The sequence below is a fragment of the Streptomyces sp. NPDC107575 genome, assembly GCF_055657265.1.
This window is the reverse complement of the sequence record NZ_JBVKBG010000003.1, coordinates 407011-422147: the sequence shown is the minus strand read 5'-3', so window position 1 is coordinate 422147 and position 15137 is coordinate 407011. Positions and strand designations below refer to the sequence as shown.

Below are 15137 nucleotides of genomic sequence, written 5' to 3'. Positions count from 1 at the left end.
TGGTTTTCGGGGGGGGGAGGGGGCACAGAAACGGGGGACCCGGTTGCATGGGGGGGAACGTGGGGGGGCGCGGACCAGGGGGCCCCCCCCCCCACGGCACTTTTGTGCAACCGACCCGGCGGGTAAGGTTAGGTTAGCCTCACCGATCAATCGGGACGGCACTACCTATGAGTCCCGACGACAGTCCGACCGGGAGGTGAACCGCGTGTTCGTCTGCAACTGCTTCGGTGTCACCGAGGCGCAGGTCAAGAAGCACGCGGAGGACGGTGCCTGCACCCCCCGCCAGATAGCGTCGGCCTGCAAGGCCGGCACGGACTGCGGCTCCTGCGTCCGCCGGATCCAGGCGCTGCTCGGCCGGGGCGCGTGCCCCCGCCGGGACCTGGTCGAGCAGGGCGATTCGGCCGCGGCCCTCGCGCCGCAGACGGCGCCGGCCCAGCTGCCGGAAGCGGCTTAGCTCTCCGGCTGCTCGATGAGCTGCGCGATGTACAGCGCCTCACCCAGCTTCTCCACCAGCTCCAGCTGCGTGTCCAGGTAGTCGATGTGGTGCTCCTCGTCCTCGAGGATCGACTCAAAAATGTTTGCGGACGTGATGTCGCCCTTGCCGCGCATCAGCTCGATGCCCCGCTTGAGGCGGTCGATCGCCTCGACCTCGATCTGCCGGTCCGCCTGGAACATCTCCGTGACCGTCTGGCCGACGCGGACATGGAAGAGCCGCTGGTAGTTGGGGAGTCCGTCCAGGAACAGGATCCGGTCGGTCAGCACCTCCGCGTGCTTCATCTCGTCGAACGACTCGGAGCGGGTGTACTTCGCGAGCTTCGTCCAGCCGAAGTTGTCCTGCATCTTCGCGTGCAGGAAGTACTGATTGATCGCCGTGAGCTCGGCCGTCAGCTGCTCGTTGAGAAACTCGATGACCTCGGGGTCGCCCTGCATCGCAGAGGCTCCTTCCAAGCGGTTACTGGGCAGGTTTCGCGCATCCTTGCACCGGCGCCGGAGCGCGTCCAGTAAGTGCATGCTTAGTAGGAGTTGCCCGAATCAACGCCCGTGGCAGCTCCGCGGGGGTGGGCGTGGTCACGTCCACTGCCCGAGGTCTGTCAGGATGGAGGCATGGGTCATCCGGTGGGTCGCGAGTCTGGGGGAGCAGTGCAGCCGGAGCTTCCCCCCGGGCAGCGGCTGCAGCGCGGCTGGCCCGTCACGCACTACGGCCCGGTGCCCAAGTTCCGGCCCGAGCGCTGGGAGTTCAGGGTCTTCGGCTCGACCGCCGACGGTGACAAGCACTGCTGGAACCATGAGGAGTTCTCGGCACTGCCGTACGGGACCGTGACCGGCGATCTTCATTGCGTCACGAAGTTCAGCATGCTCGCCGCCGAATGGGGTGGCGTGCGCGCCTCCACGATCCTGGAGCTGGCTCCGCCCGGGCCCGATGTCACCCATGTGATGGTGTGGGCCGAGTACGGATTCTCGTCCAATCTGCGGCTGTCCGACTTCGCCTCCGAGCGGACCATTTTCGCCACGCACAAGGACGGCGAGCTGCTCACCGCCGAGCACGGTTTCCCGCTGCGCCTCGTGGTGCCCCATCTGTACGCCTGGAAAGGGCCGAAGTGGGTGCGCGGCGTCGAGTACATGACGGCGGACCGGCGCGGGTTCTGGGAGGAGCGCGGGTACCACAACGTGGGCGACCCGTGGCGTGAGCAGCGGTACTCGTACCAGGAGGAGCCCGGAGAAGGGCCCGAGTTCTAGGCCGCCTCCCCGGGCTTTCGCTCCGGATACCCCCTGGGGGTCAGTGGTACTGGTGCACGACCGCGTGGCCCTTGCCGCGGCCGATCATCCAGCGGTTGACCGGGGTCGTGACCACGAAGGCGATCGCGAGCGACGCGGCGAGCGCGCCCCAGAACAGGGCGTCCGACAGGTGCGCGTCCATGGCGTTCGGCCACAGCGCGATCACGCCGTTGTCGATCAGCTCCATCACCGCGATGGACAGGGTGTCCGCGGCGAGCGCTACCCGGAAGGCCGTCCTGAAGTCGACGCCCGCCTTCAGGACGCCGCGCAGCGTGAGCGAGTAGCCGAAGAAGAAGGCGAGCGCGATCGCCAGGACCATCGTCGGCACGTTCCCCCAGCCCAGTGCGGTGCCGATCACCATGCCGAGGACCTCGCCGATGGCGCAGCCGGTGAGGCAGTGCAGCGTGGCCTGGGCGGCCATGGACCAGGAGACCTTGCCGCCGGTGCCGTGCGTCCCGTGGTGCGCGTGGTGCTCGTGCCCGGTGTGCGTCTCGTGCTGCATGGTTCCCCCAGTGGTTGCTGCGGATGCTGGCACCAAGGTAACCCACATACCCCCCAGGGGTATTCCTCAGGTGCGAAGTTTCTTCAGGCGTTCGACGTCGGCCGCGTGGCCCTCCTTGCCGCCGGGCGTCTCGATGACCAGGGGGACGTTCTCGGTCGCGGGGTGGGCCATCAGCTCGCGGAAGGGCTCCTCGCCGATGTGGCCGGTGCCGATGTTCTCGTGCCGGTCCTTGTGGGCGCCCACCACATCCTTGGAGTCGTTGGCGTGGATCAGCTTGAGGCGGCCCTCGCCGACCGTGTCGACGAGCAGGTCGAGCGTCTGCTTCATGCCGGCCGGGCCCGTGAGGTCGTGGCCCGCCGCGAAGATGTGGCAGGTGTCGAGGCAGACGCCCAGCTTGGGGTGGCGGTCGAGGGCGTCGAAGTACGGGCCGAAGTCCCAGGTCCGCGAGCACAGCGAGGCGCCCTGGCCCGCGGTCGACTCCAGGAGCAGGAACGGGTCGTCGTCGTGGGTGAGCTCGTCGAGCAGCGGCAGCATCCGCTCGCGGACCTGCGCGAGAGCGACCTCGCGCTCCCGGCCGCCGGTCGCGGAGCCGGTGTGCACGACGACGCCGAGCGCGCCGATCGCGCGGGCCCTGCGCAGCGAGTGCCGCAGCGAGTCCACGGACTTGTCGACCGTCGCCTCGGTGTGCGAGCCGAAGTTGATCAGGTAAGGGGCGTGCACGTACGCCGGGATGTTCGCCTCGGCGCACTGGGCGCGGAAGTCCTCGTCCTGCTTGGGATTGCCGGGCGGGGTGGCCCAGCCGCGGGGGTTGGCCACGAAGACCTGGACGGTTTCGGCCTTGAGGTCACGAGCGTAGGAGAGCCCTACGCTCGCGAGGCCGCCGGCCACCGGGACGTGGCCGCCGATCGGATTGCGGATGCTGCTGTTCACCCGGCCCAGGGTGTCATGGGTGTTCGAACGCCCGGGGCCGGGCCGTGGCTACCGGATGGTGATCGTGATGCTGGAGCCCTTCGGGGCCTCGTCGCCGCCCTCCACCGACTGGCTCTTGACCGTGTCGCCGAACAGGCCGAGCAGTCCGCGGTTCTCCTCCACCTCGAAGCCCGCCGCGCTCAACTGCGACTTCGCCTCGTCGACCTTCAGGCCCGTGACGTCGGGGACCTCGACCATGACGGGGCCCTTGGAGATCGTCAGCGTCACGGTGTCGCCCTCGGCGAGCTGCTTGCCCTCGGCGGGGGACTGCTGGGCGATGCTGCCCTTGTCCTCCTCGGAGTTGACCCGCTTCGTGGAGATCTCGGCCTTCAGGCCCGCGTCCTCCAGGTCGGCGATGGCGTCCTGCTCGGACTCGCCCGTGACGTCGGGGACGTCGACGGGGGAGCCCTTGGAGACGACCAGGGCGACGGCGGAACCGGCCTTGCGGGTCTCGCCCGCGCCGGGATCCGTGCTGATCACCGAGCCCTTGGCGATCTGGTCGCTGAACTTCTTGGTGGTCATGCCCGGTTCGAGGTCCCGCTTCTTGAGCTGGCTCTTCGCGGTGTCCAGCGGGGTGCCGGCGAGGTCGGGCACCTTCACGGTCTTCGAGCCCCTGGACACGGTCAGATCGACCGTTCCGCCGTTGCGGATGCGGTCGCCTGAACCCGGGTCGCTGTCCATGACGGTGCCGCGCTTGTACGTGTCGCTGTACGCGCGCGTGACCGTGCCCCGCTCCAGGCCCGCGTCGGCGAGGCGCTTCTCGGCCTGCGTCTGCGTCTGGTTGAGGACCGAGGGGACCTGCGTGAACTGGCCGGAGTTGATGTACCAGACGCCGGTGCCGAGTCCGAGGACCAGCAGGATCCCCACGAGGATCGCGAGGGTCCGGCGCTGCGGACCGCGACCGCTGCCGCGGGCGGGCGCCGGGGCCGCGGGCGGCATGGGCGGCGGCATCTCCAGGCGGCTCGTCCGGTTGAGCTGCGCCTGGTCCGCGGCGTCCGTGGGCAGCGGAAGCTGTACGGGGGTGCCCACCGCGCGCGGGATCACGCTCGTACGGTCGTCGGCCCCCACGTGCTCCGTGTCGTGCGCCTGCGGCGGCACCGCGTCCAGCTGGGCGTCGGTGAGTGCCGAGCGGGCGCCCCTGGCCTGCGCGAGGAGCGCCACGGCGTCGTGCGGGCGCACCTCGGGGGTGCGGGCCGTCGCCGACGCGACCAGCTCGTCCAGCTCGAAGGGGAGGCCGGGGACGGCCGCCGAGGGCGGAGGCACGTCCTCGTGGAGGTGCTTGTAGAGGATCTGGGCGGGGGACTCGCCCGCGTGCGGCTTGCCGCCAGTGAGCATTTCGTAGAGCACGACCCCGCACGCGTAGACGTCCACGCTCGCGGTCGCCGTGCCGTTCTCGATCTGCTCGGGCGCCAGGTACGAGACCGTGCCGAGGACCGAGCCCGTGGTGTTCGTGACCGTGTCCACCGCGCGGACCAGGCCGAAGTCCGCCACCTTGACCCGGCCGTCGTCCCCTATCAGGACGTTCTCCGGCTTCATGTCGCGGTGCACGAAGCCCGCGCGGTGGGCCGCTCCCAGCGCGGCGAGGACCGGTTCCAGGATGTCGAGGGCGGCGCGGGGCCGCAGCGCACCCCGGTCGCGCAGCACGTCCCGCAGGGTGCAGCCGGCGACGTACTCCATCGCCAGATACACGTACGCGCCGTCGGTGCCCTGGTCGAAGACCCCCACGACGTTGGGGTGCGAGAGGCGGGCCACCGACTTGGCCTCGCGGATGAAGCGGTCGACGAACGAGACGTCGGCGGCCAGCGAGGGGTGCATCACCTTGAGCGCGAGCACGCGGTCGAGGCGGGTGTCCACGGCCCGGTAGACCGTGGCCATCCCGCCGACCGCGATGCGTGCGTCGACGCGGTACCGGCCGTCGAGCACATGCCCGAGCAACGGGTCCTGAAGGGTCGTGTCCACGCAGGCGAGTGTACGAGGAGTGACCGACAGCCAGCCGCCGTGCCGCAGGACCGGGCCCGTACTGCAGCACAGCTGTGACCGGCGCGAGCGTGCGTTCGCGTCAGAAGGCGGGGCGCTCGGGATCGAGGTGCGCGCGCCCCTCCGTCGGCGAGGACGCCTCCGCGAAATGGCGCTTGGGGATGCGGCCCGCGCGGTACGCGAGCCGCCCCGCCTCCACCGCGTGCCGCATGCCCTCGGCCATCAGGACCGGCTCCTGCGCGCGGGTCACCGCCGAGGCGAGCATCACACCCGCGCAGCCGAGCTCCATGGCGAGCGTCACATCGGATGCGGTGCCCGCGCCCGCGTCAAGGATCACGGGTACGCGCGCGTGCTCGGTGATCAGCTGGAAGTTGTGCGGATTGCGGATGCCGAGCCCGGAGCCGATGGGGGAGCCGAGCGGCATGATCGCCGCGCAGCCGACGTCCTCCAGCTTGCGGGCCAGGACCGGGTCGTCGTTCGTGTAGGGCAGCACCGTGAAGCCGTCGTCCACCAGCGTCTCCGCGGCGTCGAGCAGCTCGATCGGATCGGGCAGCAGGGTGCGCTCGTCGGCGATGACCTCCAGTTTCACCAGGTCCGTACCGAGCGCCTCGCGCGCGAGGCGGGCCGTCAGGACGGCCTCCCCGGCGGTGAAGCAGCCCGCCGTGTTCGGCAGCACCCGGATGTTCAGCTTCTCCAGGACGGAGAGCACGGAGCCGTGCACGTTCGCGTTCACACGGCGCATCGCCACGGTGGTGAGTTCGGTACCGGAGGCCACCAGGGAGCGCTCCAGGACGTCGAGGCTGGGCGCCCCGCCCGTGCCCATGATCAGGCGCGAGGAGTACGGCTCGCCCCCGAGGACGAAAGTGTCGTCGGCCATGGACGGTTCAGCCTCCTTGGACGGCCGTGAGGACCTCGACGCGGTCTCCTTCGGAGAGCGCCGTGGCGGGCCATTGGGTGCGGGGGACGACGGTTTCGTTGAGGGCGGCGGCGACGCCCTGGGGCGCGCTGGTGAGCGTGGTGACCAGGAGGTCGAGCGTGGTGCCCGCGGTCACCGTGCGCGGCTCGCCGTTGACGTGGACGTTCATGCGGGCTGCTCCACGAGGGCTGTGCCGAAGCGTTTCGGCGTGAACGGGCGGGCCTCTTCGGGTAGTTCACCGGTGGTCAGGGCGTGCGCCATGGTGTCGCCGGTGATGGGCGTCAGGAGCACGCCGTTGCGGTAGTGCCCTGTCGCCAGGAGGAGGCCCGGCAGGGCGGTCGGCCCCAGGAGCGGCGCGTTGTCGGGCGATCCGGGGCGCAGGCCCGCGCGGGTCTCGGTGAGCGGCAGTTCGGTGATGCCGGGGACGAGTTCGTGGGCGTCCCGCAGAAGTTCGTAGACGCCGCCCGCGGTCACCGTGGTGTCCCAGCCCAGCTCCTCGCTGGTGGCGCCCACGACGAGCTCGCCGTTGACGCGTGGCACCAGGTAGAGGTTGCCGCCGCGGACGACCGCCCGGACCGTGCGGCTGAGGAAGGGCGCGTACCGCTTCGGCACCGTCAGGCGCAGCACCTGGCCCTTGACGGGACGGACCGGCGGGAGCACCGCGTCGGGCACGCCCGCGAGCTGTCCGCCGCGGCTGCCTGCGGCCAGCACGACCTGGTCGGCGGCGAGTTCGGTGCCGTCGGCGAGGACCGCGCCGCGCGCCCGGTCGCGGACGACACGGAGCCGTTCGGCCCACGACCGGTGGAAGGTCACGCCGGAACGCTCGCAGGCCGTCACAAGGGCGCTCGCGAGCCTTCTCGGGTCGATCTGGTGGTCCCCGTCGACCCGCAGTCCGCCGCGCACGCCCGGCGCGAGCATCGGCTCCAGGCGGCGGCACTCGCGGCCCGAGAGCCACTCCGATGCGAGCCCCGACTTCGTCTGCAGGGCGTGCAGTTCGCGCAGATGGGCGCGGTCGTCCGCGTCGAGCGCGACCGCGAGCGTGCCGCAGGCGCGGTAGCCGAGGTCCTGCCCGGTGGCCTCGGACAGCTCGGCCGCGAAGTCCGGGTAGCGGTGCGCGGACTCCAGGTTCAGGCCGAGCAACGTCTGCTCGCCGTGGTGCAGTTCGGTGACGGCGGCCAGCATTCCGGCCGCCACCTGGGCGGCCCCGCCGCCGGGCTCGGGGTCGGCGACCGCGACGGACAGGCCGCGCTGCGCGGCCCGCCAGGCGGTGACCAGACCGATGATGCCGCCACCGACGACGAGGACGTCGCAGGTGTGCGAATGAACGGATGGCGTCGACGACATGGGCGTCAAGCCCCTCCCTTCGCCGGTATGACCCGGATCAGGTTCGGACGGTCGAAGGCCGCTCCAGCCTCCCTCTCAGCCCGCTGCGTACGGGCTCCCGCGAGTGCTCTACGTTGGCCACCCTAGCCGTTCACCGCGACCCCCAGTAAGGGAGCCTCGAACCCGTGACCCGATCTCTCGACGGCCTCGTGATGTCCCCCGTCGCCGACCAGGCGCCCGGTCAGGTGGGCACGCGCACCCGCTTCGCGTACCGGGAGCGGGACGGCCGTGTATCGGCCGACTACGTGGGCGGCGATGTCGTGGAGGGGCACCTCGTGGGGACCCGCTCAGGCGACCGGCTCGACTTCCGCTACGTCCAGCTGAAGACCGACGGGACCACCTCTTCCGGGCACTGCGTTTCGACCGTGTCCGAGCTTCCGGACGGCCGGGTGCGCCTCGACGAGACCTGGGAGTGGGAGTCGCAGGAGGGCAGCGGCACCAGCGTGGTCGAGGAGCTCCCCGGCCGGGTGTGAACCGCGGATCGCCGCCCCGACCTTGATCGCTAAACCGCCGGGACATGTGCAGGACGTCACGGCGCGGGAGTGGCCCGCACCGCTGACCGAGGCAAGATCAGGTGCCTAAGGTTGATCCCGTGAGTGAGCAGCGGAGCGGGAGCGGAGCGCCTTCGGGGCAGCGGAACGTCGTCATCGTGGGCGCGGGCATGGCCGGTGTGCAGACCGCCGTGGCGCTGCGCGAACAGGGCTTCACCGGCGCGGTCACCCTGCTCGGCGCCGAGCCCCACCAGCCGTACGACCGGCCACCGCTGTCCAAGGCGGTGCTGCTCGGCAAGGCCGAGGGCTCGGCCTTCGACGTGGACTTCGAGGCGCTCGGCGTCTCCCTGGAGCTGGGCCGCGAGGTGACCGGGCTGCGGCCGGGCGACCATGAGCTGGACACGGCCGAGGGACCCGTCCCGTACGACGTGCTGGTCGTCGCGACCGGCGCCGAACCCGTCCAGCTGCCGGGTACGCACTCCGCCCCCGGAGTGCACCTGCTGCGCACGCTCGACGACGCCGAGCGGCTGCGGCCCGTCCTCGCCGAGCAGCACGACGTGGTGGTCGTGGGCGCCGGCTGGATCGGCGCCGAGTTCGCCACCGCCGCGCGCGAGGCGGGCTGCCGGGTCACCGTCGTGGAGGCCGCCGAGCGGCCGCTGGCCGGGGCGCTGCCCGCCGAGATCGCCGCCCCCATGGCGGCCTGGTACGCCGACGCCGGGGCCCAGCTGCGCACCCACGCGCGCGTGGAGCGCATCGAGCCGGGCGTCGTGGTCCTCGACGACGGCACGCGGCTGCCCGCGGGAGCCGTCGTCGTCGGCATCGGCGCCCGCCCCGCCACCCGCTGGCTGGCCGGCTCCGGCATCGAGCTCGGCGCCCACCGCGAGGTGCTCGCGGACGAGGGGCTGCGCACCTCCGTACCCGACGTGTACGCGGTGGGGGACTGCTCCTCGTTCCCCTCGGGTCGCTACGGGGAGCGCCTGATGGTCCACCACTGGGACAACGCGCTGCAGGGGCCGCGCACGGTCGCGGCGAACATCGTCGGCCTGACCCCGGCGGTGTACGACCCGGTGCCCTATTTCTGGTCCGAGCAGTTCGGCCGGTTCGTGCAGTACGCGGGGCACCACGAGGGCGCCGACGCGACGGTCTGGCGCGGCGACCCCGCAGGCGCGGCCTGGTCGGTGTGCTGGCTGCGCGACGGCGCCCTGGTGGCCGTCCTCGCCGTCGGCAAGCCGCGCGACCTGGCCCAGGGGCGCAAGCTCATCCAGTCGGGTGCCGCGCTCGACCCGGAGCGGCTCGCGGACCCGGCCCGTCCGCTGAAGTCCGCGGTGGCCTGAGTCGGCCGCCCCGCGGGCCCTCCAAAGCGTGACGGAGGGGGCGAAAGGGGGAGGAGTCGTGGCCCATCCGCACCGGCCCGGCTTCCGAGTGTCAGTCCGGGATGGCACGCTTGTCCTGTGACCGAGATTGACGCAAAGATCGATGCTCTCGTCCCCGCCTGGCTCACCCTCCCCGACATCGCGGAACAGCTCGATGTCGAGGTGACGCGTGTGCGGCAGCTGGTCAAGGAAGGCCAGCTGATCGCCGTGCGCCGCGGTGAGAACAGGGCACTGCACGTGCCCGCCGCCTTCATCGACGGCGACAAGATCGTCAAGGGGCTCGTCGGCCTCCTGACGGTCCTGAGGGACGACGGCTTCAGCGACGAAGAGATGCTGGAGTGGCTCTTCACCCCCGACCCGAGCCTGCCGGGCACGCCCGCGCAGGCCTTGAGCGAGAATCGCGGCACGGAGGTGAAGCGCCGCGCCCAGGCGCTCGCCGTCTGACCTGACAACCGTCCGGCGTGCGCACCGCGACCCTCGTGGTGCGCACGCCACCGACACCGCACGACCCACGGGGGGACTTTCATGGCGGAATCCAAGCGCGCCCGGCTCGCCGACGCACGGCTCTATCTGTGCACCGACGCCCGCAGGCGCCAGGGCGATCTGCCGGAGTTCCTCGACGCCGTGCTGGCCGCAGGCGTCGACATCGTGCAGCTGCGCGACAAGGGCATGGAGGCCGGCGAGGAGCTCGAGCACCTCCAGGTGTTCGCCGAGGCGGCCCGCCGCCACGGCAAGCTCTTCGCGGTGAACGACCGCGCGGACGTCGCCCACGCGATCCGCTCGGACGTGCTGCACCTGGGCCAGGGCGACCTGCCCGTCCCCGCCGCCCGCGCCGTGCTCGGCGAGGACGTGCTCATCGGCCGCTCCACGCACGCCGAGGACGAGGCCGCCGCGGCCGCCGTCCAGGAGGGCGTGGACTACTTCTGCACGGGCCCCTGCTGGCCGACCCCGACGAAGCCCGGGCGGTACGCGCCGGGCCTCGACCTGGTGCGGTACACGGCGGGCCTGGACACGGACCGCCCCTGGTTCGCCATCGGCGGCATCGACCTCGCGAACCTGGACGAGGTACTGGAGGCGGGCGCCCGCAGAGCCGTCGTCGTCCGGGCCATCACGGAGGCCGACGACCCGGCAGCCGCGGCGGCCGAGTTCGCGAAGCGCCTGCGTTCCGCCTGACCTCCGACAAGGCGCTTTGCGGGCCTGTCCGCAAGGTGGACGGGGATTAGGGCCTTTGGATATCGGTCAGTAACCTGCCCGTATGGCCCTAGGTACCGCTTCCACCAGGACTGATCGCGCCCGCACCGTGCGCGACATGCTCGCACCCGGCAAGACGGCTTTCTCGTTCGAGTTCTCCGCGCCGAAGACCCCAAAGGGCGAGCGCAACCTTTGGAACGCGCTGCGCAGGGTCGAGGCCGTCTCGCCCGACTTCGTCTCCGTGACGTACGGCGCGGGCGGCTCCACGCGCGCGGGCACCGTCAAGGAGACGCAGCAGATCGTCGCCGACACGACGCTGACGCCGGTGGCCCACATCACCGCCGTCGAACACTCGGTCGCCGAACTGCGCAACATCATCGGCCAGTACGCCGACGCCGGGATCCGGAACATGCTCGCGGTCCGCGGCGACCCGCCGGGCGACCCCATGGGCGAGTGGATCTCGCACCCCGAAGGCCTCACGTACGCGGCCGAACTCGTTGAATTGATCAAGGAGTCCGGCGACTTCTGCGTCGGGGTCGCGGCATTCCCGGCGATGCACCCGCGTTCGGCGGACTGGGACTCCGACGTGCGGCACTTCGTCGACAAGTGCCGCGCGGGCGCCGATTACGCGATCACGCAGATGTTCTTCTACCCGGAGGAGTACCTGCGGCTGCGCGACAAGGTCGCCGCGGCCGGCTGCGAGACGCCGATCATCCCGGAATGCATGCCGGTGACGAGCGTGCGCATGCTCGAACGCCTGCCCAAGTTGAGCAACGCGGACTTCCCTCCGGAGTTGAAAGAGCGAATCCTCACAGCAAAAGACGATCCGGCCGCTGTACGCTCCATTGGCATCGAGTTCGCTACGGAGTTTTGCGCCAAGCTGCTTGACGAGGGAGTGCCGGGTCTGCACTTCATTACGCTCAACAACTCCACGGCAACGCTGGAGATCTACGAGAACCTGGGCCTGCACCAAGAGCGGGGCTGACTTCGCCGTACCCGCAAGGGCTACGGCCGTACGAGAGGGGCGTACATGGGCTGGGCGGTCCTCTATGTCGCGTTCGGACTGGTGGCACTGTGGCTCCTCGGTGAGGTTCTGCTGCAGTACAAGGCACGGCTGCGCTGGCGGCTGCTCGCCTTCGGCGGCTTCCTCGGGGTCGTGATCGGCGTCCTGATTCCTTCGGTGCTCGTCATCGGGGCCGGGGCCATCGCGTTCGCGATCGGACAGACGTACGTGACCCTGTCGTTCCGCCGCGGGTTCGCCGCGGGCTGGTCGATCAAGGGCGTGCCGGGTGTCCCGGGCATGGACCGGGGGCGCCGCTCCGAGGAGGAGCTGCACCAGGAACCGACGCTGCAGGTCTCCGACCTGGAGTACGAGCCGGCGCCGCAGGAGTACGCGCCGGTCCCCGAGTCGGCGGCCGAGAGCACGGCGGTGTACGCCCCCGAGCCGATGCCGGACGACACCAGCCAGTACGGCGTCTACCAGGACACGGCGTACGCCCAGGCGGCGCACGGGACGCAGGACTACGGCTACGACGCCGGGTCCTACGGCTACGACCAGCAGAGCTACGGCTACGACCCGGCGCAGCAGCCGTACGCCGCCCCGTACTCGGACCCGTACATCGGGGCGCAGAGCTACCCGGCGCAGCCCCAGTACGGCGACCCGTACGCCACCGGGCAGGGCTACGCCGACCCGTACGCGACGGCAGCGGGCTACGGCGGGGAGACGCCTCCCGGCGGCGTCTGGGTGCCGCAGCAGCGCAACGGCGACGGGCAGCAGCAGAACTACGGCGGTGAACTGCCGCCCGAGCAGCAGTACCCGGCGTACCCGCAACACGACCCGAACGCGGGGTACGACAACAACGGGTACAACGAGCAGCAGTACCGGTACTGAACCGGCCGTCGAGGGCCCGGACTTCCGCCGCTCACTGCGAGCCGCGGAAGTCCGGGCCCTCCACGATCAGGCCCGCCACCAGCGCGCCGGACATGCCCGCGTGCGGCAGCCCGCCGCCGGGGTGGGACCAGCCGCCTACCGTCGTCAGGCCGGGCAGCGCCGTCGTGTTCGGCGCGTGCAGCAGCTCGCCGCGCGCCGCCGCGAGCGCGGGTCCGGGCACGGCGCCGCCCTCGGCCCCGGTGGCCTTGGCGATGTCCTGAGGGGTGCGGACCTCGTGCCACAGCAGCCGCTCGCGCAGCTCGGGCACCGCACGCTCGGCCGCCGCGAGGACCCGCTCCACATCGGCCTCGCCCACGCGCGCGTGGGCCGGAACGGTGACCGTGAGGGTGATCGCCTCGTGCTCGGCGTCGGGCACCCCCGCCGGGTCCCCGGTGCGCAGCACCGCCACCGTCGGCCTCCCGGGCGCAGCGTCGCCTTCGAAGAGCCAGGCCAACTCGGCGTCCCGGTCCGCCGCGTGCACGACCGTGCGGTGCGGGGTGCCTTCCGGCCGGGCCCCGCGCAGCGCGAGGTGCACGGTCAGCCGGCTGGGCCAGGACGACTCGCGCTGGTGGGCCGGGCCCTCGGTGCGCACGGGCCGCCCCGGAAGCAGCCCGCTCAGGACGCCCGGAGCGACGCCCGCCACGACGAACTCGGCGTCCTCCACCGTGCCGTCGGCCAGCTCCACACCGGCCGCGCGCCCGTCCTTCTCCACGATCCGGGTGACGGCCGAGCCGAATCTGAACTCGACCTTCCGCTTCAGGCAGCGCGCGTGCACGGCGTCCGCGAGCGCCCGCATCCCGCCGGCCACGGCCCACGTCCCGAAGGTCTGCTCCATGTACGGGAGCACGGCCGCGCTCGCCGGTGCCGTGCGCGGATCGAGCCCGTACGCCAGCGCGTACTGCTCGAGGAGCGCCACCAGGCGCGGCTCCCCGCCCAGTTCGAGCGCGCCGATCTCGGCGAGCGTCGCCGCCGCGCGGTCCTTGCGCAGGACCCGCTTGTGCACGACCGCGGGGTACGGCTCGCGGTCGGCCAGCACCTGCCAGTTCGGCCACAGCGGCTCTTCGAGCAGGGGGCGCCGCGAGCGGTCCCAGGCCTCCCTGGCGCGGCCCATGAACGCCGACCAGCGCCCGCCCGCGCCGGAGCCGACCGCCGCGTCCAGCGCCTCGGCGACGCCCCCACGCCGTGCGTTCGGCAGGTCGGTCGTCGTGCCGTCCGCGAAGACGTGCCGCACGGCGGGCTCGATCTGGGTGAGGCCGACGAGGTCCTCCAGCGGCTCCTTGCCGGTCTTGATGAACAAGTCCCGGGGGACCGCGGGCAGATGGAGCAGCCCCGGGCCAGTGTCGAACGCGAAGCCGTCGCGCTCCAGGAGGCCCAGCGCGCCGCCGTACGTCGACGCGCGCTCGAAGACCACCGGTCGGTGGCCTGCGACGGCCAGCCGAGCGGCGGCCGCCATGGCGCCCATCCCCGCGCCGATCACCGCAATTCGTGCCATGCCAGGGACCTTATCCGCCACCACTGACAACGCCGCCGTCAGGTCGTACCGGCCCAGCGGGCCGCTGAGTGCAGGCACGGAGTCCGGCTGGGCCTGAGCACGCACGCCTGAGTATCCGTACCTAGTCGGGGAGATGAGTAGGTACGCGGATGGGGGCCGACCTGCGCAGACGGGAGAGTGGTGGGCACGGAGAGAGGCACGGGAACGGCACCGCCGACACGGGGCGGCGGAACGGATCGAGTGCCTCTTGCCGCTCCTCTCGCCCGCAAGGGCGGGAGTGAGGACGGGGGACCCTGGGGGAGACCGAACGGGGGTCCAACGGGGGGAGAACGGGGGATCCAACGGGGGAAACGGGGGATCCACGGGGGATGCGCCGGTCCGGTGAGGCCTGAGAACGACCACAGGCCCTGCCGGACCGGCGCTTCATTTGTGCCGGGCCCCCTTTGTGCCGGGCTCGCTTTTGTGCCGGCGCCGCGCGCCCCTCAGGCCTTGCCCGTCAGCGGCTGCCCGCCGCCCACACGCCCCTGGAGCAGCAGCGACAGCGCGCCGTGCACATCGTCGAGCGAGCGCTCGGGCTGGAACGCCTGCCAGTCCAGGGCGGCCACGAGAACCATGCCCACGAGGGCCGCCGCCGTGAGCGGCACATCGATCTCCTCGCTCAGCTCGCCGCCGTCCACCGCGGCCCGCAGGACGCCCTCGACGACGGCCACCGCCTCCTGGCGGACCACGGCGAGCGTGGACTGCCAGGCACGGTTGGTGCGCCACAGCTCGGCCACGTACAGCTGCGTGAAGGCCGGGTACTCGTCGATGAACACGAGGCCCGCACGGATCATCGCGTCCAGGGCGTCGACCTTGCTGCCGCCGTTCTCGTCCGCCTTCCGTGCCGCCTCCCGGAGGGAGGCGGTGAGGAGCCCGACGCCGTGCCGCAGCAGCTCCTCGAAGAGGACCGACTTGCTGGCGAAGTTGTAGTAGACCGTGCCCTTCGCGACCCCGGCCCGCTCGGCGATCTCGTCGACCGTCGTGGCCGAGAAGCCCTGCTCCGCGATGAGCGTGACCGCGGCCTCGTAGAGCTTCTGCCGCGTGGCCTGACGCCGTGTGCTGCTTTCCATGCCCCTGATTCTCACAGGAGCGGCGGTG

Annotated in this window: 17 protein-coding genes and 1 riboswitch; of the genes, 8 read left to right on the top strand and 9 right to left on the bottom strand. The window is 71.6% G+C overall.

What is annotated here, in order from left to right; all coding sequences use genetic code 11:
* Window positions 1-196: 196 nt before the first annotated feature.
* Window positions 197-454, top strand: coding sequence for a (2Fe-2S)-binding protein (locus tag ACZ7L4_RS15160; RefSeq protein ID WP_472102642.1), 258 nt, complete (start codon window positions 197-199; stop codon window positions 452-454).
* Here the strand turns inward: ACZ7L4_RS15160 and bfr are convergent.
* Window positions 451-930, bottom strand: a complete 480-nt coding sequence (bfr, locus tag ACZ7L4_RS15155) for a bacterioferritin (RefSeq protein ID WP_399234629.1) — start codon at window positions 928-930, stop codon at window positions 451-453. The two genes, ACZ7L4_RS15160 and bfr, sit on opposite strands and share 4 nt — an antisense overlap.
* Window positions 931-1104: 174 nt before the next feature.
* Between bfr and ACZ7L4_RS15150 the strand changes: the two genes are divergently transcribed.
* Window positions 1105-1737 carry a sulfite oxidase-like oxidoreductase gene (locus tag ACZ7L4_RS15150; RefSeq protein WP_472102640.1) on the top strand — a complete coding sequence of 211 codons (633 nt, stop codon included), beginning with the start codon at window positions 1105-1107 and terminating at the stop codon, window positions 1735-1737.
* A 40-nt stretch (window positions 1738-1777) separates the two neighbouring features.
* Here ACZ7L4_RS15150 and ACZ7L4_RS15145 read toward each other — a convergent pair whose 3' ends face one another.
* The 6 genes from ACZ7L4_RS15145 to thiO form a co-directional block, all read right to left on the bottom strand.
* A complete protein-coding gene (locus ACZ7L4_RS15145; RefSeq protein WP_472102638.1) occupies window positions 1778-2278 on the bottom strand; it encodes a DUF4396 domain-containing protein in 501 nt (166 codons plus the stop codon).
* 66 nt (window positions 2279-2344) lie between these two features.
* Entirely contained in the window at window positions 2345-3208 is an 864-nt protein-coding gene (locus ACZ7L4_RS15140; RefSeq protein WP_472102636.1) for a deoxyribonuclease IV, read from the bottom strand.
* 48 nt (window positions 3209-3256) lie between these two features.
* A complete protein-coding gene (gene pknB / locus ACZ7L4_RS15135; protein ID WP_472102634.1) occupies window positions 3257-5206 on the bottom strand; it encodes a Stk1 family PASTA domain-containing Ser/Thr kinase in 1950 nt (649 codons plus the stop codon).
* A 100-nt stretch (window positions 5207-5306) separates the two neighbouring features.
* Window positions 5307-6101, bottom strand: a complete 795-nt coding sequence (locus ACZ7L4_RS15130) for a thiazole synthase (protein WP_472102632.1) — start codon at window positions 6099-6101, stop codon at window positions 5307-5309.
* A 7-nt stretch (window positions 6102-6108) separates the two neighbouring features.
* Window positions 6109-6309 (bottom strand): sulfur carrier protein ThiS, encoded by a 201-nt coding sequence (thiS, locus tag ACZ7L4_RS15125; RefSeq protein ID WP_450813546.1) that lies wholly within the window; start codon window positions 6307-6309, stop codon window positions 6109-6111.
* Complete coding sequence (thiO, locus tag ACZ7L4_RS15120; protein ID WP_472102630.1) at window positions 6306-7484, bottom strand: glycine oxidase ThiO; 1179 nt, start codon at window positions 7482-7484, stop codon at window positions 6306-6308. The genes thiS and thiO overlap by 4 nt, the downstream gene beginning before the upstream one ends.
* Window positions 7482-7595, bottom strand: a riboswitch (TPP riboswitch). Its footprint overlaps the gene before it by 3 nt.
* Before the next feature lie 53 nt (window positions 7596-7648).
* Between thiO and ACZ7L4_RS15115 the strand changes: the two genes are divergently transcribed.
* The 6 genes from ACZ7L4_RS15115 (at window position 7649) to ACZ7L4_RS15090 (ending at window position 12469) form a co-directional block, all read left to right on the top strand.
* Window positions 7649-7996, top strand: a complete 348-nt coding sequence (locus tag ACZ7L4_RS15115) for an avidin-fold protein (RefSeq protein WP_472102628.1) — start codon at window positions 7649-7651, stop codon at window positions 7994-7996.
* A 119-nt stretch (window positions 7997-8115) separates the two neighbouring features.
* The gene (locus ACZ7L4_RS15110) at window positions 8116-9348 is read left to right on the top strand and encodes an NAD(P)/FAD-dependent oxidoreductase (protein ID WP_450813549.1); all 1233 of its coding nucleotides are present in this window, start codon (window positions 8116-8118) and stop codon (window positions 9346-9348) included.
* 117 nt (window positions 9349-9465) lie between these two features.
* A complete protein-coding gene (locus ACZ7L4_RS15105) occupies window positions 9466-9831 on the top strand; it encodes an Rv2175c family DNA-binding protein (RefSeq protein ID WP_399234645.1) in 366 nt (121 codons plus the stop codon).
* Window positions 9832-9912: 81 nt separating this feature from the next.
* Window positions 9913-10560, top strand: a complete 648-nt coding sequence (gene thiE, locus ACZ7L4_RS15100) for a thiamine phosphate synthase (protein ID WP_472102626.1) — start codon at window positions 9913-9915, stop codon at window positions 10558-10560.
* Window positions 10561-10642: 82 nt separating this feature from the next.
* The gene (gene metF, locus ACZ7L4_RS15095; protein WP_472102624.1) at window positions 10643-11563 is read left to right on the top strand and encodes a methylenetetrahydrofolate reductase [NAD(P)H]; all 921 of its coding nucleotides are present in this window, start codon (window positions 10643-10645) and stop codon (window positions 11561-11563) included.
* A gap of 45 nt (window positions 11564-11608) precedes the next feature.
* Window positions 11609-12469 carry a hypothetical protein gene (locus tag ACZ7L4_RS15090; RefSeq protein ID WP_472102622.1) on the top strand — a complete coding sequence of 287 codons (861 nt, stop codon included), beginning with the start codon at window positions 11609-11611 and terminating at the stop codon, window positions 12467-12469.
* A 31-nt stretch (window positions 12470-12500) separates the two neighbouring features.
* Here the strand turns inward: ACZ7L4_RS15090 and ACZ7L4_RS15085 are convergent, their stop codons facing one another.
* The gene (locus ACZ7L4_RS15085) at window positions 12501-14000 is read right to left on the bottom strand and encodes a phytoene desaturase family protein (protein ID WP_472102620.1); all 1500 of its coding nucleotides are present in this window, start codon (window positions 13998-14000) and stop codon (window positions 12501-12503) included.
* Between the two features lie 482 nt (window positions 14001-14482).
* Complete coding sequence (locus ACZ7L4_RS15080; protein ID WP_399234650.1) at window positions 14483-15109, bottom strand: TetR/AcrR family transcriptional regulator; 627 nt, start codon at window positions 15107-15109, stop codon at window positions 14483-14485.
* Between the last annotated feature and the right edge of the window lie 28 nt (window positions 15110-15137).

Excerpts from the sequence above, each read along its gene's own strand:
- ACZ7L4_RS15150 (WP_472102640.1), top strand. The coding sequence starts at position 1,105 with ATGGGTCATCCGGTGGGTCGCGAGTCTGGGGGAGCAGTGCAGCCGGAG.
- ACZ7L4_RS15145 (WP_472102638.1), bottom strand. The coding sequence starts at position 2,278 with ATGCAGCACGAGACGCACACCGGGCACGAGCACCACGCGCACCACGGG.
- bfr (WP_399234629.1), bottom strand. The coding sequence starts at position 930 with ATGCAGGGCGACCCCGAGGTCATCGAGTTTCTCAACGAGCAGCTGACG.
- ACZ7L4_RS15130 (WP_472102632.1), bottom strand. The coding sequence starts at position 6,101 with ATGGCCGACGACACTTTCGTCCTCGGGGGCGAGCCGTACTCCTCGCGC.
- ACZ7L4_RS15085 (WP_472102620.1), bottom strand. The coding sequence starts at position 14,000 with ATGGCACGAATTGCGGTGATCGGCGCGGGGATGGGCGCCATGGCGGCC.
- metF (WP_472102624.1), top strand. The coding sequence starts at position 10,643 with ATGGCCCTAGGTACCGCTTCCACCAGGACTGATCGCGCCCGCACCGTG.
- thiS (WP_450813546.1), bottom strand. The coding sequence starts at position 6,309 with ATGAACGTCCACGTCAACGGCGAGCCGCGCACGGTGACCGCGGGCACC.
- ACZ7L4_RS15080 (WP_399234650.1), bottom strand. The coding sequence starts at position 15,109 with ATGGAAAGCAGCACACGGCGTCAGGCCACGCGGCAGAAGCTCTACGAG.
- ACZ7L4_RS15090 (WP_472102622.1), top strand. The coding sequence starts at position 11,609 with ATGGGCTGGGCGGTCCTCTATGTCGCGTTCGGACTGGTGGCACTGTGG.
- thiE (WP_472102626.1), top strand. The coding sequence starts at position 9,913 with ATGGCGGAATCCAAGCGCGCCCGGCTCGCCGACGCACGGCTCTATCTG.
- thiO (WP_472102630.1), bottom strand. The coding sequence starts at position 7,484 with ATGTCGTCGACGCCATCCGTTCATTCGCACACCTGCGACGTCCTCGTC.